Genomic DNA, 19,733 nt, shown 5'->3' on the forward strand with positions numbered 1-19,733 from the left:
GGTCCTTCACACCGGCCGCCGACAAAACGCATGCTCGCCAACCCGAAGGCGGCACCGACGCTACGAGCCAGACAGCCAGTGCTCAGGACCCAACCACCGCGATGCGGCGCTGTCACCCTGACACTGAGGCGACGCTACCGGTCGTCGGGCTCTGGCACGAGGTACTCGGGCGGGTCGTCGACGTCCGTCACGACCCCCGACGCGTACTCCCCGAGGGTGCGCACCGGCACCTCCGAACCCCACACCTCGCCCACTCGCCGGTGCAGCTCGTAGCCGTCCGGGCCGCGGACGACCGGCACCTCGAGCCGCTCGGTGGGGGCCGGTGCGATGTCGTCGTTCGCGACCGGGATCGCGTGCGAGAGCACCTGCTCGCCCGCCGTGAGCTCGCGGATGGCGATACCGCGCACGCGGTCCGGCCGCTTGGCCGCGAACTCGGTGTAGAGCCGCGGGTCGTGCTGCCCGTCGTCGCCGACGAGGAGCCACTTCACGGTGGGCAGCTCGCGCGCGAGACGGTGCAGCTGGGCGCGCTTGTGGTCCTGGCCGGAGCGGAACCACCCGGTGTTCGTCGGCCCCCAGTCGGTGAGGAGCATCGCCCCGGCCGGGTAGCCGTTGCGCTGGAGGAACCGGGTCAGCTGGGGCGCGGTGTTCCACGCTCCGGTCGAGAGGTAGACGACGGGGGCCTCCGGCTGGTCCGCGAGCAGCTCGCGGTACATCGTCGCCATCCCCGGCACCGGCCGCCTCGCCCCCTCGGAGCGGACGAAGGTGTTCCACGCGGCGATGAGCGGACGGGGCAGCGACGTCGACAGGACGGTGTCGTCGATGTCGGAGATGATCCCGTGCGTCACCTGCGACCCCACGACGAGCACGGGGACGTCGATCGGCTCGGCCCCTGGCGAGTCGAGGTACACGTCGTGCCACCCCGGCGTGAGCCCGTGGCCCCGGACCACGTGGTCGACGTAGCCGCCACGGTCGGTGCGCGTCGTGACGATGCGGTCGTCGACCCGGATGGTCACCGGCTCGTCGGCCGCCGGCGTGGCGAAGAAGGCCCGCCAGCCACGCGTCTCGAGCTCGGCGGCGCGCAGGCGCGCGGCGTAGGTGGGCTCCTCGGGCTCGTGCTCGGGGTCCTTCCGGCTCATGATGACCCGCGCGAAGATGCGGATCTGGGTGGCGCTGCCGTACCCCGTGGAGGGCACGATCCGGGTGCCCCAGCCGCGCGACTCGAGGAACCCGGCCTTGCGGGTCGTGTAGGCGTCCTCGATGAGGGCCGCCGCGTGGGGTCGCGCCATGTCGAGATGCTAGATGAGGGCGCTCACGTGCGCGGGCCCCGGACCCCGTCCCGGTCGGACACGACGCCGCTGACGATCTCGCCTGCGAGCACGCGTACCTTGACGTTGCGGTCCTGCGAGGACTTCCGCAGGATCTCGAAGGCCTGGTGCTCGGAGACCCCGCGCATGGCCATGACGACGCCCTTGGCCTGCTCGATCACCGCGCGGCTGGCCATCGCCTCCTCGAGCTGACCGGCCAGACGGCGCATGCCGTCCAGGGCGCTGACCGCGACGACGGCGTCGGCGCACCTACCGGCGGCCATCCGCACGATCCGGACGTCGAGCTCGTCGAACGCGTCGACCGCCCAGGCGTAGAGGTTCATGGCCCCGACCCGCTCGTCACCGCTGACGAGGGGGACGGCGAAGAGGCTGCGCATCCCGTCGGACCGGGCGACCTCGGAGAAACGTGGCCACCGGCCGTCGTCGATGCAGACGTCGGGCACCATCTGCTCGTCCCCCGTGCGCGCCGCCGTGAGGCAGGGACCCTCGTCGAGGGCGTACTGCGCGGCGTCGATCTCGAGGGTCTGGACGGTCGTGTACGCGGCGGTGTGCGGACGGTCCGAGCTGAGGATGGTGACCCCGACCTCGTCGCAGCCGGCGACGGCGCTACGAACGGCGTGGACCACCCGCTCCAGGTAGTCGGAGAGGTCGTCCATGGACTCCAGGACACCGCCGAGCTCCGCGCTCAGCCGCTCGACCAGCATGGCCGGCGTCTCGATGCCCTCGTCCTCCGGCAGCGACAGGGTGTTCGTCATCGTGCATCCTCCGAGATCACACGGGGTGGCATCGACTGTAGCGAGGTCGGGCGCCTGCGCGCCGCTCAGTGCGACGATGAGGACATGGCTCACACCTACCGGAAGGCCTCCACGTCCGTTCCGGCGGGATACTTCGCGTGGGAGGCCGCAGGTCTGCGCTGGCTCGCCACGGCCGGCGGAGCCACGGTGGCGGAGGTCCTCGACGAGTCCCCGACGCACCTGGAGCTGCCGTTCCTCACCTCGGCCGGAGCCACCGCGGAGGCCGCCGAGCAGCTGGGTCGAGGGCTCGCCGAGACCCACCGGGCCGGGGCCACGGCCTTCGGGGCAGGCCCGGACGGGTGGTCGGGCGACGGATGGCTCGGTCCGCTGGCCGAGCCCCTCCCCCTGCGTCTGGGCTCGTGGGACGGCTGGGGGGAGTTCTACGCCGAGGCCCGGGTCCTGCCCCTGGCCGCCCTGGGGCGCGACCGCGGCGTGTTCGAGGCCTCGGACGTCGCGGTGCTCGAGCGCCTGGCCGATGCGCTCGTCGGCGGAGATCTCGACACGGACGACGGCCCGGCGCGCATCCACGGGGACCTCTGGTCCGGTAACCTCCTGTGGACGTCCAGCGGGGGTGTGCTCATCGACCCCGCCGCGCACGGCGGACACCGGGAGGCTGATCTCGCCATGCTGCAGCTCTTCGGCGCCCCTCACCTCGACCGCGTGCTCGGGGCGTACCGGGAGGCCCACCCGCTCGAGGACGGCTGGCGCGACCGCGTCCTCCTGCACCAGGTGCACCCGCTCCTCGTGCACGCCGTGCTCTTCGGCGGCTCCTACGTCGCCCGCTCGCTGGACGCCGCGGAACGGTGCGCATGAGCAACACCACCAGTCCACCCGACACCGGTGACACCCACCCCGTGGACGTCTTCGACGTCGATCTCTTCGGCGCCCGCTGGACCCTCGACCTCACCGGTGTCGACGACGGGCTGGGGGCGCGCCTGTCCAGGCTGTGGACCCGCGCGGCCGTCGACCCGGACGACCCCGCGGCCGGCGTCGTCCCGCGGTTCGACGTCTCCCGTGGCGCCGAGCCGGGCGAGGTGGTCGTCGGCGGCTCGCGGCACCGCGCCCCGGACGCCGCCGTGCCCTACCTCGTGTCCCGGGCGCTGACCCTCGCCTCGATCCGGCGGCGGATGGGGCAGTGCCTGATGCTGCACGCCGCGGGACTGGCAGCCCGGGACGGCACGACGCTGGCCCTCGTCGCCCCGTCCGGTGCCGGCAAGACCACCGCGGCGTGCGTCCTCGGTCAGGAGCTCGGGTATGTCTCCGACGAGACGGTCGCGATCGAGCGGGACCTGTCCGTGCTGGCCTACCCCAAGCCGCTGTCGGTCGTCGACGACCCGCACTTCCCCCAGACGAAGATGGAGTGGTCTCCCGACGAGCTGGGGCTGGCACGCACCGTCTCACCCCTGCGGCTCGGTGCCGTCGTCATCCTCGAGCGGGACGGGTCGGTCACCGCGCCGACCCTGGAGCCGGTGGGCCTCGTCGAGGCCGCCACGGAGATCCTCGCGCAGACCTCGGCCACGCTCGACCTGCCCGACCCGATGGAGCGGCTCGCCTCCGCGCTCGTCGCCGGGGGCGGGCCGTACCGGCTCAGCTACCGCGACATCGCGGACTGCACCGCCCTGGTCCAGGAGCTGGCGGAGCACGTGGCAGGCACCGCGCCGGAGATCGAGTGGGTCGCGGAGCGGGGACCGGGGGCCGATGACGACGTGGCGAGCCCCGACCCGGGTGCCGAGGGCAAGATCCTCCCCTCGACCCGCATCCGGCGCACGCCCTACGGACACGCGCTGCACGAGCCCGACTCCACCCTCGTGATGATCGGCCAGGTCCCGATGAGTCTGCCGGGGCTGGCAGCGGCCGTCTGGCGGGACGCTGCCGACACCGTGGACCTCGCGACGCTCACGGCCGGCGTGGTCGCCCGCATCGGCGACCACCCGGACGCGCCGACGGTCATCGCCGAGACGGTCCGGGTCCTCCTACGCGCGGGCCTCGTCGAGATCGTCCACGGCAGCTGACGGCCCGGCGTCGACCGCCGGGCCGCCAGCGGAGCACGGCATCGCCATCGGGGCGGGTCGACCTTCTCGACCCGGCGCGCGCACGGCGGACGTGCTCACCAGGGCTCCCGCGGACGCTGCCGGTGCAGGGGCCGGCAGCGGCTGCAGGGGAGCGGGAGCCCTGGGAGTCCATGAGGCGGCGGCGGGCCTTCCCGACGACGCGCCGGGCGGCGCGCCGGGACGCGCCGTGGGCGGTTGGGCCGACCGGGCGCCGAGCGCCCCCGGCCGGCGTGATCGTTGACGGGCCTCCCGGCAGGCTGTCCCGTCGTGGCGAGGAGCCCGTCGTGGGCGGGTCTGGCTCGACGAGAGGTGGAGCCAGGCACGGACAGGAGTGGCTGCGCCGAGCGCGAGACGGATCGGCCCACACCGGTCGATGTCGCTCATCTCGTGCGCCTCCTCTCGCCCGGCAGTCACCGGGTGTTCGATCCAAGGGAACACATCGGATTGCGGTTCTCCATCACTTCGACAGAAATTCTCTGGCTTTGTCTAATTTCGTCGGGAGGCACTTACCCGCCCTTGCCACGGACGATCAACATGATCGTTGACAATCCCTTGTTCGTCAGCAGTAGAAATGGCCGACAACGGCAACGCTGCCTCATTCACAAATGACAACGATGTCGTCGGGACGCTTGTTTCCCAGCCCGGACATGGTGGCGCCTCCCCGGAAGCGCCTCCACCACAACGAGTCTCGCCCGCACCCTACGGACAGGAGCACGGGGAGAAACCGCACCGCGGGCACCCGTCGGCATACCTCGCGACGGCGAGGTCGAGATCGACTCCCACCTGGTTCGCAAGGCTCGCCACCCAGGCCACGACATCCCCGAACTCGTGCTCGCGCTCGGCCTGGGTTCCCTTGCGGACGGCCTGTGCGAGCTCCCCCACCTCCTCGGCCAGCCAGGCGACGGTGCTCGGGACACCACGCGCCCGGTCGCGCGTCCCGTAGGTGCGCTCGATGACCTCCTGCAGGTGGCCCAGCTCCATGGGCGCAACCTACCCGGCGGGACCACGGCCCAGCACCCTCGGGCTGCGCGCTCGACCCTCACAGTCAGTTGAGCGCGGCTCCTCCGAGGTCCGGCGGCTTCGGCACGGCACCCAGCCGGCCCACGATGGCCGTCTCGCGCGACAACAGCGCGAGGACGGTGCGCAGGCGCGTGGCGGCGTCCGCACCCTCGAGCACCCGCTGACGGTCCCGGGACTCGAGGACCATCCGCTCGGCGACGCGGTAGGCGACGTCACTCGCGACGGCATCGACCGGTTCGGCCTCCGCGCCCACCGTTTCGGCCTCCGCGCCCACCGTGCGCAGGTACCGCTCGTGCGCCGCGAGCGCCTTCCGGGCGAGAGCCTCCACCTCGGGGTCGTCGTGCGCACCGTCCTCCAGCCACCCGACCTCCCCGGTGAGGTAGGGCGTCCCCGCCTCGGGGTCGAGGCCGTCGAGCCGGAACCGGCGGACACCCCGCCCGACGAGGTGGACCACCGTGCCGCTGCGACCCTTCGCGAGAGCCATGGCGTCGACGACCGCCTCACACCCGACGCCATGGAGGTCGGTGACCGCGTCCGGCCCGACCTCGTGTCCCTGGCGGATGAGCACGACACCGAACCGCCGCCCACCGTCCGGTTCGTCCGCCAGCCGCTGGGCGAGCGCCAGGTAGCGGGGCTCGAACAGCTGGAGCGGCATCCTGCCGCCGGGCAGCAGCACCCCGCCGAGCGGGAAGAGGGGCAGGGAGGTCATCCACCCAGCGTAGGCGCGCTCCGGCTCACGTCCCGGCCGCCTCGTCCTCACGCACGCCCCGCGCCTCGGGCTCGTGCTCGACCGCCCGGCGGATGACCGGCATGACGGTGAGGCCCTGGACCGTGATCGTGAAGAGGACGACGGCGTACGTGGCCGTGAGGATGACCGGCCGCTCGGGCACGTCGGGGAGGCTGAGGGCGAGGCTGATGGCGATGCCGCCACGCAGCCCTCCCCAGGTGAGCAGCCGCACCGTCCACCGTCCGTAGCGCTCCCGGCTGCGGACCAGGAGCATCGGTACCCCGACCGAGACGAACCGGGCGACGATCGCGACGGCGATGACGACGACGCTGGCGCCGACGAGCCCCGTCTCGCCGTCGGCGAAGAGGACGTCGAAGCCGATGAACGCGAACAGGAGGATGTTGAGGACCTGGTCGAGCGTCTCCCAGAAGCCCTCCACCTGGTGGCGGGTCTCGCCGAAGTACGCCCTGTCCTTGCCTGCCGACATGACGAGCCCCGCCATGACCATCGCGAGCGGCCCGGAGACCCCGAGAGCCACCGCGGCCGTGTACCCGCCGAGCACCATGGCCAGGGTGATGATGACCTCGACGACGTGCCCGTCGATCGTCTTCACGAGGTAGTACCCGAGCGCCCCGATCGCCAGCCCGAAGACGATCCCGCCGACGGCCTCCCGCGCGAAGACCAGGGCCACGCCGGCGACCGTCGGGTCGCCCGACTCGGCGTGCTCGCCACCCACGCCGACAGCGCCGCTGAGCACGACGAAGAGGACGACGCCGATGCCGTCGTTGAACAGCGACTCGCCCGCGATGAGGTGGCGCAGCCGCTCGGGCACCCGGGCGCGCTTGAGGAGGTCGAGGATGGCGACGGGGTCCGTGGGGCTGATGAGGGAGCCGAACAGCAGCGCCCACAGGAACGGGATGCCGACGCCGAACGCCCCGAACACCGCCCATGCGCCGACGCCGATGAGCGCGGTGCTGATGAGCGTTCCGAGCACGGCGAGGGTGAGGATGCTGACCCGCTGCCGCAACAGCCGGCGTGCGTCGAGCCCGAGCGCGCCGGCGAACAGGAGGATGGACAGGACGCCGTTCAGCACGAAGTCGGTGAAGTCGAGCGTCTCGAGGGTGGACTCGACCGCCTCGCGCAGGCCGACGTCGACGCCGAGGACGTCGAGCAGGGCCAGGGATCCGGAGGCCAGGGCAGCCGCGAGGGTCACGCCGACGGTGGTGGGGATGCGGAGGAAGCGCTCGTTGAGCCAGGCGAGGACCGCGGTCGAGCAGAGCAGGACGGCGAAGGCCGAGAGCACGTGACCTCCTCGGTCAGCGGGTCGGGGACGTCACGTGGCGAGTCTAGGAGGCTGCTCGCCCCGACCCCTCGGCTGTGTCGCGCCTCAGGACGTGTGTCGCGCCTCAGGACGCCCCCGACCGGTCCCGGCAACACGAGACTCCCCGAACCCTCGGGGTCCGGGGAGTCTCGGGTGTCCGGAGACGTCAGGCGGTGGGCAGGCCTTCTCGTCCCCGAAGCGGAGATCCGCGATCACCGGACGGTGGTCGGAGCTGCCCAGCTGACCGGGGACGTACGCAGACTCGGCCGTGGCCTCCTTGAAGTAGATGTAGTCGATGCGCGCGTCATTGCTCTTGTTGGTGTAGCCGTCCTCGAGCTTGAGGTTCCTCCACACGTCGGTCAGGTGGGTTCGCAGCGTCTGCGAGGGCTGCTCGCCGGGCTTGCTGTTCATGTCACCGCCGAGGAAGGTGGTGCAGTCCTTGGCCTTGAGGAGGTTGCTCACCTGGGTGGCCTGAGCGGCCCGGCCCGTCCCGAAGTGCAGGTGCGTCGAAGCCACCCAGAACGCCCTGCCGCCGTTCGTCGCCAGCTTCGCCATGATGATGCCGCGCTGCTCGCCGTCGCCGTCACCCTTGGTGAGCAGCTTCTTGTTGACCTTGATGACCGTGAGGTTGTTGCGGATGAGGAGCGCGTTGCCCCGCGTCCCCCAGCTCTTCTGGGCGTTGCCGTGGTAGCGGAACTGCATGTTCAGCCGGTTCGCGAGGTTGCGCGCCTGGTGGACGCCGCCGGTGCGATGGTCGACCTCCTGCATCATGACGATGTCAGGGTTGGCCTTCCTGATGTCCTGCTCGAGCCCGTCGAGGCCGTACTCACCGAAACGGATGTTGTACGTCATGACGCGCAGCTTCGTCGGCCCAGCGGCGGCACTGGCCTCCGCCGCGGACGCCGGTTCGTCGAGGGTCGGCCGGGCCTGGGCCGCGGGCGACAGGGCGGCGATGCCGAGGCACACCGTGAGGAGCGTGGCGAAGACAGATCTGGTGCGGTTCATGGAGAAACAACCCCCCCGGGTCGGAAAGTGTGACCAGCCGCCGGCCGTCCGACCAGCGGCGTCACCGACCATACACGGATGCGCCACCCGGAGCACGCCGAGCACCGGCCGGATGTGCGGACGGCAGCGGCCCTGCGGCTCAGGCCAGCCCGACCGCTCGCGCCGGGGTGACCGTCGCGGCATGCCGTGCGTCCTCCTCGGGGACACCGGCGACCTCGACGGCCCACCGGACGCAGTCCGCCAGTGTGGCAGTGCTGCCGGCGATGGACCCCGTCGCCGGCACCCGGGCCGTGCCGTCAGTGACGACGACGTCCAGGCTCCCCAGCCGGTAGGCGCCGTCGCCGAGGCCGGTGGCCACCATCGCGTCCGAGACGAGGGCCACCGCGTCCGGCCCCACGGTGTCGAAGACCATCCGCACGACCTCGGGCGCCACGTGCACGCCGTCGGCGATGAGCTCGACGACGGCCTCCCCCCGGGCGGCAGCGGCCAGGGCGGCCGCCACCGGACCTCCGGCGCGATGGTGCAGCGGGGGCATCCCGTTGAACAGGTGGGTGACGAGCGCGGGGGCGCCCTGGAGGTCGGCGACCTCTGCGAGCGTGCGGGCCACGGTGGCCGCATCCGCCTCCGTGTGCCCGACGGCCGGACGGATGCCGTGCTCGACGAGCGTGCGGACCAGCGCGTCGGCGCCCGGCCGCTCGGGGGCAAAGGTCATGTGGCGCAGGGCGTCGACCGCGCCGCCGAGCGCTGCGGCCTCGGCGAGCCGGTCGACGAGCGCCGGGTCGGGGTCGGCGAGGACGGCGGGGTCGTGTGCCCCGCGGCGACCCTCGGAGAGGAACGGTCCCTCGAGGTGGATGCCGGCGAGGATGCCGTCCGCGACGAGCGGCGCGAGGGTCGTCACCTGCGCGACGAGGGTGTCGGCGGGAGCGGACACCAGGCTCGCGACGAGCCGCTCGACCCCGGCAGCCGCGTGATACGCCGCTGCGGCGAGGCTGCCCTCGGTGGTGCCGCCGAACTCGGCGCCGACCGCACCGTGGCAGTGGATGTCGACGAGCCCGCTCACGCCGGTCGACGCTACCGCGTCGGCCGGTGCGCCGCGGCACAGGTCCGGCCGCTACGGTCCAGTGCTCGTGGATGTCGGAGAGGTGTGGCAGCGGGTCCAGCCCGTCGGAGACGTGATGCTGAGCGGACGGCCGCTCGTCGTCGTCCTCGCCGCGGCCGTGGTCGCCGTCGCGGTCGGGCCGGTGTGGTCCGTGCTGCGTCTCGGCGTCACCCTGGTCCACGAGCTCGGGCACGCGGGGGTGGGGGTGCTGTGCGGCCGGCGCTTCACCGGGTTCGTCCTGCGCGGCGACATGTCCGGCGCGGCGGTCACCGTGGGGAAGGCGCGCGGCCCGGGCCGGGTCGCGACCACCTGGGCCGGCTACCCGATGCCGGCGCTGGTCGGCGCCGCCGCGGTGTGGCTGGCCGGGCACGGCTGGGCACCGCCGGTGCTGGCCGCGGTGCTCCTCGTCCTCGTCGCGGCGCTCGTCCGGTCGCGGTCTCTGCTCACGGTCCTCGTCGTCCTCGCGGTCGGTGCGGCCACGGCGTGGCTGTGGTGGGCGGGCCCGGAGCTCGTCCAGGCCCAGGTGCTCGTGGCGACGGGCATCGTCCTCGTCGTCGGCGCCTGGCGACACCTCGGCGCGGTGGCCGGAGCCGGCAGGGGTGCGGACGACCCCGGGGTCCTGACCGAGCTCACCCACGTGCCGCGCGTGCTGTGGCTGCTGTCCTTCGCGCTCGTCTGCGGCTGGGCCACGTGGGTGGTCGGCACGACCGTCGTCGCCGCCATCCGCGGCTGACATCTTTTTCGCCTGGTGCCACAACCTTCGGTCGCGGGCGGGGAAGTTCGGGGTGCCCGACCGGACCTTCCGGCACCAGGCGAGAAGCTCCGGTCGCAGGCGGGGAAGTTCGTGGTGCCCGACCGGACCTTCCGGCATCAGGCGAGAAAGTCGGGGCTACTTGACCGACCCTGCGGTCAGGCCGCCGACGAGGTGCTTCTCGATGAGGGCGAAGAGGACGACGACGGGCACGACGGCGATGACCGACGCCGCGAACAGCTGGTCCCAGTTCTGCTCGTAGCCGGTGACGTACGAGCGGAACCCGACGGTCAGCGGCTTCTTCTCGTCGTCGAGCATGAGGGTCAGCGCCACGACGTACTCGTTCCACGCGGCGATGAACGTGAAGATCGTCGCCGTGACCAGCCCCGGCAGGGTCAGCGGCAGCATGATCCGGCGGAGCATCCCGAACCGGCCGACCCCGTCGAGCGCCGCGGCCTCCTCGACCTCGACCGGGATCGAGGAGAAGAAGCCGTGCAGGATCCAGATCGCGAACGCCAGGTTGAACGCCGCGTTCGTGATGATGAGCGCGCCGTAGGTGTTGATCATGTTGAGCTCGAAGAACTCGCGGTACAGCCCGACGACGAGCGAGGTCGGCGCGAACATCTGCGTCACGAGGACCACGAGCAGGAAGGGCGTCCGCCCCCGGAACCGGTGCCGCGCCGTCATGAACGCCGCGGGGATCGCCACGAGCACGACGATGGCCGTGGCCCCGACCGAGACGACGAGCGAGGTCAGCAGCCAGTGCGGGAAGCGGCCGTCGGAGAGCACGGTGGCGTAGGTGTCCCACTGCCACACGCGCGGGAGGAAGGACGGCGGGGTCGTCTTGACGTCGACGCTCGTGCGCAGGCTGTCGAGGACCATGACGACATACGGCCCGAGGAAGACGAGGGCGACCACCGCCGCGGTGAAGGCGACGAGCCGGGGGTGACGGGTCCTGGTCATCGCGTCTCCTCCCGCCAGTCGACGATCTTCAGGTAGACCATGACGACGACGAGGATGACCAGGACGTTGAGGACGCCGGTCGCGGCGGACATCCCGACGTCCTTCTCCTGGCTCTTGAACGCGAGCTTGTACATGAACGTGATGAGCGTGTCGTGCCCGAAGCCGGGGTTGCGGTCGTTGAGCGTGTAGATGATCGGGAAGCTGTTGAACACGTAGATCGTGTTGAGCACGGTCGCGATGAGCAGCGCCGGGCGCAGCAGCGGCAGGATGATCATCCGCCAGCGCTGCCACGGGCTCGCGCCGTCGACCTCGGCGGCCTCCACGACCTCCGCCGGGATGGCGCTCAGCCCCGCGATGAAGACGAACGTCGTGAACGGCAGCGACACGAAGACGCCGACGACGACCATCGAGGCCATCGTGAAGCGGTCGTCGCCGAGGAAGCTGATCGGGGTGTCGATGACGTGCAGTCCGGTGAGCACGTGGTTGATGAGCCCGTAGTTGTAGTCGTAGAGCAGCACGAACAGCTGGCTCGTGATGACGAGCGAGGCCGCCCACGGCACGATGACCGCCCAGCGCACGTACCGGCGTCCCGGGAAGTCCTTGACGAGGAGCTGGGCGAGGGCCAGCGAGATGAGGATGGTCAGCGCGACGACCGCGACGACCCACACGACGGTGTTCCTCAGCACCACGGGGAGGTCCGGGTAGGACAGCACCTTCGCGTAGTTGTCCCAGCCCGCGCTCCCCTGGTAGAGCCCGGTGATCGAGTACTCCGAGCGCGAGGCCCGCACGAGCATGACCGCGGGGAAGAGGACGACCCCGATGATCAGCGCGACCGCCGGGGAGAGCCAGAGGAACGCCACGGCGGGGTGGACGCGTCCCACCCCGGCACCCCGCCGCCGCCGAGGGCGGGGCGGGGTGCGCGGGGCGGACGGGTCCGACGGCGCCAGGACGTCGCCGGTCGCCGTCACGTCAGCTCTCGGACTCGGCGGTCTGCTGCAGCTTCTCGAGGACGGACTTCGGGTCGCCGCTCATCGCCGACCCGAGGTTCTGCTGGACCGCGAGCTTGATCTTGTCCCACGTCGGGTCGTCCGTCGGGGTGAGCCGCGCGTTCGGCAGGGTGTCGAGGTAGACCGTGAGCTTGTCGTCCTTCTGGAAGTACTCGACGCCGGACTGCGTCACCGGGAGGAAGCCCTCCTTCTCGATGAACGTGTTGATCTGGTCCTGCGAGTAGTAGAGCTCGTAGAAGGCCTTGACGGCGTCCTCGTTGCCCGGCTTCTTGAAGGCCATGAGGTAGTCGGTGACCCCGAAGGTCTTGCTCTCCGACCCGTCGTTGCTCGGGAAGGGCGCGACGCCGTACTTCACGGTGCCGGCCTCGTCGAGCGTGGCGGCGAGCGGGGAGAACCCGACGACCATCCCGGCCTTGCCGGACGAGAAGAGGTCGAAGGCGTCGGCGCGGTTGGTGCGCGCGGGGTTGTTCTGGGTGACGCCCTCGTCCGCGAGCTTCTTCATGAACTCCAGGGTCTGCACGTTCTTCTCGGAGTCGATGACCCAGTCGCCCTCGTTCTTCCAGTCACCACCGTTGTTGAACAGCCACATGGAAAACTCGCCCTGGGACTCCTCCGGGCCGAGCGGCATGGCATAGCCGACGTCACCGGTCTTGTCCTTGACGGCCTTGGCGTCGGCCTCGAGCTCGTCCCAGGTCGTGGGCGGCCCGGAGATGCCGGCCTTCTGGAACAGGTCCTCGTTGTAGAAGAGCGCACGGGCGCTGCTGAGGTCGGGGAAGCCGTAGAACTTGCCGTCGTACGTGCCGTACTTGACGAAGGTCGGGAGGATGTCGGACTTCACCTCGGCCGGCAGCACCTGGTCGGAGTCGTAGAGCAGGTCGTCCTTCGCGTAGCTGGCGTACGCGTTGAGGTTGAGGATGTCCGGCGGCTGGTTGTTCTGGATCATCGTGGAGGACTGCTGGTCGATGTTGTCCCAGCTGACGACGTTGACCTCGAGGGTGTAGCCGTACTTCTCCTCGTAGGCCGCCGCGAAGGAGTCCCAGAAGGCCTTCGTGTTGTCCTTCGAGTACTCCGCCGCCATGAGGCTGATCGTCGTCGCCTTCTCGGCGTCGTCGCCGGATCCGCCCGACGCGTCGCCCGCGCCGGTCCCGCCTCCGCAGGCGGTGAGGACGAGAACGCCCGTCGCGAGCGCCCCCGTCAGCATCGTGTGTCGTCGCATCCTTCTTCTTCTCTCCCTGTTGGGGCCGGTCGACCGGACCCTGCGTCCGGACTCGCCGCCGCCCCGGGGTTGGGGGACGGTGGACCGCTCGTCGTCAGACCCTTGCGTGGAGAGCGCTCTCACGCAACCCCCGGCACACTGGACGGACGGGACCGGTGGTGTCCGACGGGTCGAAGGTAGCGCTCGGTGGTGTCGGGCGGGTCGGAGGTCACCGCTCGGTGCCGGCACATCCGGTCGGACACCCCGACGTTCGGGGTGTCCGACCGGACCTTCCGGCATCAGGCGAGAACGTCGGGGTCAGCGGAGCCGGACGCGTGTCTCGTGCGTCTGCCCGGTGTCCGGCAGCGTCACGACGAGCGTGTACGTCCCGCGGTCCAGTCCGGTCGTCCGGACGCCGCCGACCCACACCGGGCCGGCCGGGCGGACCGTGCCCCGGGCCACGACGTCGTCCCCGTCGGTCAGGGTGGCCACCGGAGCCCGGATTCCCCGGGCCGGCTTCCCGTCGCAGCCGCGCACGAGCGCGAGCACGGGGACGGTCCCGCCCCGGCGGGCGGTCACGGTGCGGCCGTGCGGCAGGACGTCGAGCCGGTACGCGACGGCGACGTCGGCCTCCGTCGTCACCTCGTGGCCGGCGCCGTCGGTGACGGTGACCGTCGCCGTGTACCGGCCCGCCTCGGCGTACGTGTGGGTCAGGGTCACCGAGTCCTCGGAGGTCTCGGTCGTGTCGCTCGACCCGTCGCCCCAGGCGACCTCGACGGTGTGCGTGTCCCCGGCGTCCGGGTCCGCGATGTCGACCGTGAGCGAGGCGTTGTCCGCGCCGCACGGGACGAGCGGCTTCCCGAAGGACGCCTCGACGGTCGGGGCCGCGTTCGGCACGGTCGGGGAGAGCCCGACGACGACCGGGTCGTGGTCCGAGACGCGGTACTCGTCCGGCGCGTAGAGCGACTCCACCTGGTTCGCCGACTTGAAGTCGGTGTTGTAGTCGAGGACCGACGGCTCGTCCGCGTCGATGTGGTAGTCCGCCACCCCCGTCACCTGGCCGAGCAGCGACTCCGAGCCGAGGGCGTGGTCGAGGTAGCCCCACTGCCCGTCGAAGACGTACGAGTAGGCGTCCTCGCCCTGGTACTCCCGGACGAGGTTGGTGAACCCGCCGTCCTCGAGGGTGCGGATGGGCGTCTCCCTCGCGTACGCGTTGTAGTCGCCGACGAGGAGCAGGTCGGTGTCGCCGGTGCCCGTCGGGTCGGTGTCGAACCAGTCGAGGAGCTCACGGACCGCGTTGGTCCGCACGACGGCGCAGTTGCCCTGGCCGTCTCCGGTGTCCGGGGTCTCGCAGGCGGAGCCCTTCGACTTCAGGTGGTTGACGTTGGTGAGGAACACCCCGCCGGTCGCCTCGACCCGCCACGCCTGGAGCAGCGAGACGCGGTTCTTCGGCGAGGCGTCGCCGCCGTTCACGAAGGCCTCGGTGTCGAGCACGGCCGTGTCGCCGACGGGGGTGACCGCCGCGGGCTTGTAGAGGGCGCCGACCTTGATGGCGTCGCCGCCGAGCGCGTCGGTCGTGCCGGTCCGGGCGTCGACGTCGAGGACGGCGTAGGTGCCCGCCCCCACCTCGGCGTTGACCGCGTCGACGAGGTGCTGAAGCGCGCTGTCCGCGCCGTAGCCGTCGTTCTCGACCTCGTTGACCCCGACGACGTCGGCGTCCAGCGCGGCGATGGCCGCGACGGTCTTGGCCGTCTGGCGGTCGAGCTCCTGCTGGTCGTCCGCGCCGCGGCAGTCCATCGGGGCGCCGGTGACGCCGCCGGTGCATCCGGTGAACGTGTCGAAGTAGTTGAGCAGGTTCATCCCGACGACCTGGACGTCGCCGCCGACCTCCGGGGCGGTCGTGGGCCGCTCGTTGACGGCCGTGAACTCGATGCCGTCGCCGGACCGGTCGAGCGGCCGGAGCCGGTAGGCGTTGCCGGACGCGCTGTTGCCGGCCCAGGTGTAGGTGAGGACGCCGGTGGCGCCGGTCGTCGTGTCGCCGCCGCGCAGGGTGTTCTCGGCGGTGAGCGGCTGCCCGCCCCGGCCCCAGACGATCGGGTCGGGGTTCTGGCTCTGCAGGGTGTCGTCGATGATCACCCGGTTCAGGTCGTTCTCGGCCTGGAGGGCGCCCGCCTCCGGACCGGGCGCCACGACGCTCGTCGGCTGCTGCAGGCGGCCGCCCGAGGACACCGTGACCTGGCCGAAGCGACCCAGCTGGTAGTGCTCGGTCACGGACAGCGTCTGCGGCATCGTCACGAGCATCCCCTCGTACCGCTCCGGCGCGCCGGCGTCGGCGAACGGGAGCGTGACCTCGGTCGGCGGGACCGAACCGGTGCCGCACGCCTCGATGGTCAGCGCGCCGGAGATCTGGGTCTGGCCCTGGAACTCACCGGCCGTGCCGCTGACCCGGACGACGTCGCCCTCGGCCACCGAGTCGGCGTTGCCGTTGAAGACGAAGATGCCGTCGGAGGTGGCGGGGTCGCCGTCGCCCTCGAGGTCTTGGAGGTAGAAGCCGCGCAGTGCCGGGCTCGGGCCCTCGTAGTCGGCGACGACGACGCCCTTCGTCGTCACCGCGCCGGTGACCGCGGCCTCGGGGCCGGAGCCCTGGATCTCGGGGATCGGGGTGTAGTCGGCCGTGCAGGTGTCGACGACCGAGAAGGTGGCCGTCACGTCGTCGGCCATCGTGTCCGGCGGGTCGACGTCGTCGACGTCGCTCACGCCGTCCGCCGCGACGGTCAGGGTGCAGGACTCGCCGTCGGCGAGGTCGGTGGCCGGGTCGACCGTGTACTCGGTGGGGCCGCCGGTGACGGCGACCTCGACGTCGCCGGACCCGGTGCAGGACAGGGAGACCGCGCCGTCGGCGAGCGTCACCGGCTCGCTGAAGGTGATGACCGGCGACTGGCCGGTCGTCGCCGAGCCGCCGTCCGCCGGGGAGACGGAGGTGACGGCCGGCGCCTCGTCCTCACCCGGGTCGCCGCCGCCACCGCAGTTCGCCGTGTGCGAGCCGAGGCCGTCGAAGGTGTTGTTCGGGTAGCCGTCCCACTCGGCCGCGGGGTCGAAGGCGTCGGACGGGTCGGTGTCGCCGGTGCAGACGTCGGTCTTGCGGCGCAGCGTGTTGTCGGCGGTGCTCGCGTCGCCGGTCCCCCACTGGGAGCCCGGGTCGACGCCGACCTGCCCGAGCGAGTCGATGACCGCGTCGCCGTGCCGCAGCACGATCGCGTCGTCCCCGTTCCAGTTGACCGTCCCGCCGTTCGTGACGTCCGCCTCCGCGAGGACGGCCGGGTCGGCGCTCGGGTGTGCGGCGACGAACACGTCGCCGGCCGCGACGACGCCGGTGAGCGCCAGCGACTGGCTGACCGTCGGCGACCCGTTGCTGTACAGCTCGAGCCGGTACCCGCCGGCCGCGAGGTCGACGTCCGCACCCGTGCCGTTGTAGATCTCGACGGCCTTGTTGAAGCTCGACCCCTCGACGTACTCGGAGAGGAGGAGGTCGGCGGTGGCCGCGGACGCGGGGGCGGGCGTCAGGACGACGGGCGTGGCCACGACCAGGGCACCGGCGGCGACCCTCCCGACGAGCCGGCGCAACGGTGTGCGGAACATGCATCCTCCAGAGGGTCCTGCGGGAGCGCCGCACCTGTCGGCGACGACTCGACCGCTCGTCTGCGCGGTGAACCTAACACCGCTTCGGGCCGGGCGACACCGGAGGAACCGGCGGGTCCCGGCGGGGTTCCCGGCCGGCCGGCTCAGCGCCGCTGTGGCTCCAGATCCCGGCTGAAGAGCACCTCGCCCGCGGTGTTCCGCAGGCTCGCGGTGAACAGGCCCGAGGCGTCGATCGCGACGTGCCCGAAGAACTGGTTGCCGCCGCGCGGCGACTGGTTCGGGTAGTCGGCCGCCTTGCTGAACACGACCTCCGGACCGAACGTCGCGTCCATCGCGTTCGGCCCGAACGTGCCCGCGTTGATCGGCCCGGCGACGAACTCCCAGAACGGGTCGAAGTCGGTGAACGCCGCACGTTCGGGGGAGTAGTGGTGCGCTGCGCAGTAGTGGACGTCGGCGGTGACCCACACGACGTTGCGCACCCGGTGCCGCTTGAACGCCGCGAGCACGCGGGCGATCTCCAGCTCCTTGCCGAGCGGCTTCCCGGGGTCGGCGTTCGACAGGCTCTCCTGGGCCGCGCCGTCCGGGACGACGATGCCCAGCGGCAGGTCGGCGGAGATGACCTTCCACGTCGCGCGCGAGCGGGTGACCTCCCGGATGAGCCACTCGGTCTGCTCCGGGCCGAGGATGTGCCGCAGGTCCGGCTCGAGCCCGGGGGTGTTGGGGTCCTTGGAGGTGCGCATGTCGAGGCAGAAGACGTCGAGGTGCGCGCCCCGCGAGACCTTCCGGTAGATCCGCCCCTCCGCGAACCCCGAGCGCCCGCGGCCGCTGACGTGGCCGGGGGTGATCGGCATGTACTCCTGCCAGGCGCGACGGGCCCGGGCGGCGAGGACGTCGACCCTGCGCTCGGTGTAGCGCTCGTCGTCGAGGATCTCGCCCGGGTACCAGTTGTTGCACGTCTCGTGGTCGTCCCACTGGGCCAGCACGGGCACGTCGGCGGAGAAGGCCCGGACGTTCTCGTCCATCCGGTTGTAGCGGTGCCGGCCGCGGAACTGGTCCAGGTCCTGCGCGACGACGGACACCTCCGGGGTCACGACGTTGCGCCACACCTGCCCGTCGGGCTCGGTGACGGTCTCGCTGATCGGACCGTCGGAGTAGACCGTGTCACCCGCGTGGACGAAGAAGTCGGGCCGCGTCTCGAGCATCGTGCGGTAGGCCGTCATCCCTCCGAGGTCGGGGTTGATGCCCCAGCCCTGGCCGGCGGTGTCCCCGGTCCACACGAAGCTCGTCGCCGCACGACCGGAGGAGCCGGTGCGGAAGTGCGCGGTGGCGCGCTCGCCCTCCCGCCCGCGCTCGTCCTCGAACCAGATGTCGGCCGCGTACTCGACCCCCGGACGCAGACCGGGCAGGACGAGCTTGCCGGTGAGGTCGGTGTCCGGCCCCACCCACGGCCCGCGGACGACCTGGCGTCCGATGCGCGCGTGCATCCGGCCGACGCCCGAGGACCGGGCCCACAGCACGGCGGAGCGGGTGTCGACGTCGCCGGTCTGGATGCCGCTCGGCAGGGTGAGCCGGCCGCGGCCGGCGGTGCGCAGCGAGGAGGGGGAGACGGCCGACGCGGGCGTGGTGGTGGCGGCAGCGGCGGTGGCGGTCAGGGCGGCGCCGAGGACGGCGCGACGTCCGGGGTTCGTCATGGCGGCCATGCTGCTCCGCCGACGGTGAACTCCGGGCGACCACCGGATGTGGGGTCGTCGACGTTTGGACGACCCGGGCGACCCGGGCGTCGAAGGTGCGCGACCTGCAGAAGGGCGAGCGCCCGCGATCTGAGGAGGGTCGAGGGTGCGCGACATGCGGACGGGCGAGCGCCCGCGCCCGCGCCCGCGCCCGCGAGAAGTTGTCGAGGGTGCGCGACATGCGGTCGGGAGAGCGCCTACCTCCGCGTGTCGCGCACTCTCGTCGACGGTCAGCGGCCTCCGGCGAGCTCAGCGGCCTCGTCGCGGCCAGCAGTATCCGGCGAGACTGCGGGACGACCGACGGACGTGTCGACGTGTCGCGTTCTCCTGGTGGCCGGGTGTCGAAGGTCGCGGAGCCGCAGGTCAGCGCCTGCACCGAGGCGTCGGAGGCGGATAGCGTCGGGTCCGGGGTGCAGGACCTCCCTGCGCCCGGGCCGGATACACCGACGACGGCCGGCCGGGCGAGCCGAGCACGAGAACCGGCGAGCCACCGGGCCGGATGTATCCCGCTCGTCGCCGACCGGTTCGGACACCGGAGTGGAACCCGGCACCCCGGCAACACCGGGCCGGAGGTCGGAGTGGAACCCGGCACCCGGCCACACCGGGCCGGACGCAGCGTGCAGCGCGGCGCCCGGGACGATGCGGGACCAGGACGAGCACGAGGAGAGCACGATGGCGTACAGCACGGGCGACGAGGTCAGCTGGAACACCTCCCAGGGGACGACCCACGGGACCGTCAAGGAAAAGCGGACGAGCGAGTTCCAGCACGACGGCCAGACGTTCAAGCCGACGGACGACGACCCGTACTACATCGTCGAGTCCGACAAGACCGGAGCCACGGCCGCGCACAAGGAGTCCGCGCTGCGCAAACGGTCGTGACCCGGGGACGCGGAGGGCCTGCGCGCGCTCGTGCCGCACACCGCGAGCCAGCGGTCCCACCCCGGGACGTGCCGACGACGGGCCGGCTGACCGGAGGCCGCTGACCGAAGGCCGACGACCGGAGCCGCCGATGTCGCGCGACATGCGGACGAGCGGGCTCGCCCATCCGCATGTCGCGCGACCTGGTCCCCGGTCAGCGGGGTCCGTCAGCTCAGCCGACGGTCACG

General features: G+C 71.9%; 16 protein-coding genes. 4 read left to right on the plus strand and 12 right to left on the minus strand.

The annotated features are described in order from the left end of the window. Positions 1–134: 134 nt before the first annotated feature. The gene (locus tag JQN72_RS16435) at positions 135–1,286 is read right to left on the minus strand and encodes an App1 family protein (protein WP_204136221.1); all 1,152 of its coding nucleotides are present in this window, start codon (positions 1,284–1,286) and stop codon (positions 135–137) included. A 23-nt stretch (positions 1,287–1,309) separates the two neighbouring features. Continuing rightward, positions 1,310–2,080, minus strand: coding sequence for a GAF and ANTAR domain-containing protein (locus tag JQN72_RS16440; RefSeq protein WP_204136222.1), 771 nt, complete (start codon positions 2,078–2,080; stop codon positions 1,310–1,312). Between the two features lie 54 nt (positions 2,081–2,134). Between JQN72_RS16440 and JQN72_RS16445 the strand changes: the two genes are divergently transcribed. Together JQN72_RS16445 and JQN72_RS16450 are read left to right on the plus strand one after the other, a co-directional pair. Then, positions 2,135–2,932, plus strand: coding sequence for a fructosamine kinase family protein (locus JQN72_RS16445; protein WP_255541810.1), 798 nt, complete (start codon positions 2,135–2,137; stop codon positions 2,930–2,932). Next, positions 2,929–4,131 carry a hypothetical protein gene (locus tag JQN72_RS16450; RefSeq protein WP_204136224.1) on the plus strand — a complete coding sequence of 401 codons (1,203 nt, stop codon included), beginning with the start codon at positions 2,929–2,931 and terminating at the stop codon, positions 4,129–4,131. The genes JQN72_RS16445 and JQN72_RS16450 overlap by 4 nt, the downstream gene beginning before the upstream one ends. 738 nt (positions 4,132–4,869) lie before the next feature. Here JQN72_RS16450 and JQN72_RS16455 read toward each other — a convergent pair. The 5 genes from JQN72_RS16455 to JQN72_RS16475 all read right to left on the minus strand — a co-directional run bounded on the left by JQN72_RS16455 (position 4,870) and on the right by JQN72_RS16475 (position 9,303). Further along, positions 4,870–5,151, minus strand: coding sequence for a MazG nucleotide pyrophosphohydrolase domain-containing protein (locus JQN72_RS16455; RefSeq protein ID WP_204136225.1), 282 nt, complete (start codon positions 5,149–5,151; stop codon positions 4,870–4,872). A 64-nt stretch (positions 5,152–5,215) separates the two neighbouring features. After that, the gene (locus tag JQN72_RS16460; protein ID WP_204136226.1) at positions 5,216–5,899 is read right to left on the minus strand and encodes an LON peptidase substrate-binding domain-containing protein; all 684 of its coding nucleotides are present in this window, start codon (positions 5,897–5,899) and stop codon (positions 5,216–5,218) included. Between the two features lie 25 nt (positions 5,900–5,924). Further along, entirely contained in the window at positions 5,925–7,220 is a 1,296-nt protein-coding gene (locus JQN72_RS16465) for a sodium:proton antiporter (protein ID WP_204136227.1), read from the minus strand. An 84-nt stretch (positions 7,221–7,304) separates the two neighbouring features. Next, positions 7,305–8,243 (minus strand): endonuclease/exonuclease/phosphatase family protein, encoded by a 939-nt coding sequence (locus JQN72_RS16470; RefSeq protein WP_204136228.1) that lies wholly within the window; start codon positions 8,241–8,243, stop codon positions 7,305–7,307. 139 nt (positions 8,244–8,382) lie between these two features. After that, entirely contained in the window at positions 8,383–9,303 is a 921-nt protein-coding gene (locus JQN72_RS16475; RefSeq protein ID WP_204136229.1) for an N-acetylglucosamine-6-phosphate deacetylase, read from the minus strand. A 67-nt stretch (positions 9,304–9,370) separates the two neighbouring features. Between JQN72_RS16475 and JQN72_RS16480 the strand changes: the two genes are divergently transcribed. Next, positions 9,371–10,075, plus strand: a complete 705-nt coding sequence (locus tag JQN72_RS16480) for a M50 family metallopeptidase (RefSeq protein ID WP_307812776.1) — start codon at positions 9,371–9,373, stop codon at positions 10,073–10,075. Between the two features lie 156 nt (positions 10,076–10,231). Here the strand turns inward: JQN72_RS16480 and JQN72_RS16485 are convergent, their stop codons facing one another. The 5 genes from JQN72_RS16485 to JQN72_RS16505 all read right to left on the minus strand — a co-directional run bounded on the left by JQN72_RS16485 (position 10,232) and on the right by JQN72_RS16505 (position 18,588). Further along, positions 10,232–11,056 carry a carbohydrate ABC transporter permease gene (locus JQN72_RS16485; protein ID WP_204136230.1) on the minus strand — a complete coding sequence of 275 codons (825 nt, stop codon included), beginning with the start codon at positions 11,054–11,056 and terminating at the stop codon, positions 10,232–10,234. Further along, entirely contained in the window at positions 11,053–11,937 is an 885-nt protein-coding gene (locus JQN72_RS16490) for a sugar ABC transporter permease (RefSeq protein ID WP_307812777.1), read from the minus strand. The genes JQN72_RS16485 and JQN72_RS16490 overlap by 4 nt, the downstream gene beginning before the upstream one ends. 88 nt (positions 11,938–12,025) lie before the next feature. After that, entirely contained in the window at positions 12,026–13,279 is a 1,254-nt protein-coding gene (locus tag JQN72_RS16495) for an ABC transporter substrate-binding protein (protein ID WP_204136231.1), read from the minus strand. A gap of 297 nt (positions 13,280–13,576) precedes the next feature. Beyond that, a complete protein-coding gene (locus JQN72_RS16500; RefSeq protein WP_204136232.1) occupies positions 13,577–16,897 on the minus strand; it encodes an ExeM/NucH family extracellular endonuclease in 3,321 nt (1,106 codons plus the stop codon). Between the two features lie 143 nt (positions 16,898–17,040). Further along, entirely contained in the window at positions 17,041–18,588 is a 1,548-nt protein-coding gene (locus JQN72_RS16505; protein WP_204136233.1) for an alkaline phosphatase, read from the minus strand. Positions 18,589–19,299: 711 nt separating this feature from the next. Here JQN72_RS16505 and JQN72_RS16510 point away from each other — a divergent pair. Continuing rightward, positions 19,300–19,506 carry a DUF2945 domain-containing protein gene (locus tag JQN72_RS16510; RefSeq protein ID WP_204136234.1) on the plus strand — a complete coding sequence of 69 codons (207 nt, stop codon included), beginning with the start codon at positions 19,300–19,302 and terminating at the stop codon, positions 19,504–19,506. The last annotated feature ends 227 nt before the right edge of the window (positions 19,507–19,733 follow it).

The organism is Phycicoccus sp. CSK15P-2 (assembly GCF_016888005.1).
Lineage (GTDB): Bacteria > Actinomycetota > Actinomycetes > Actinomycetales > Dermatophilaceae > Phycicoccus.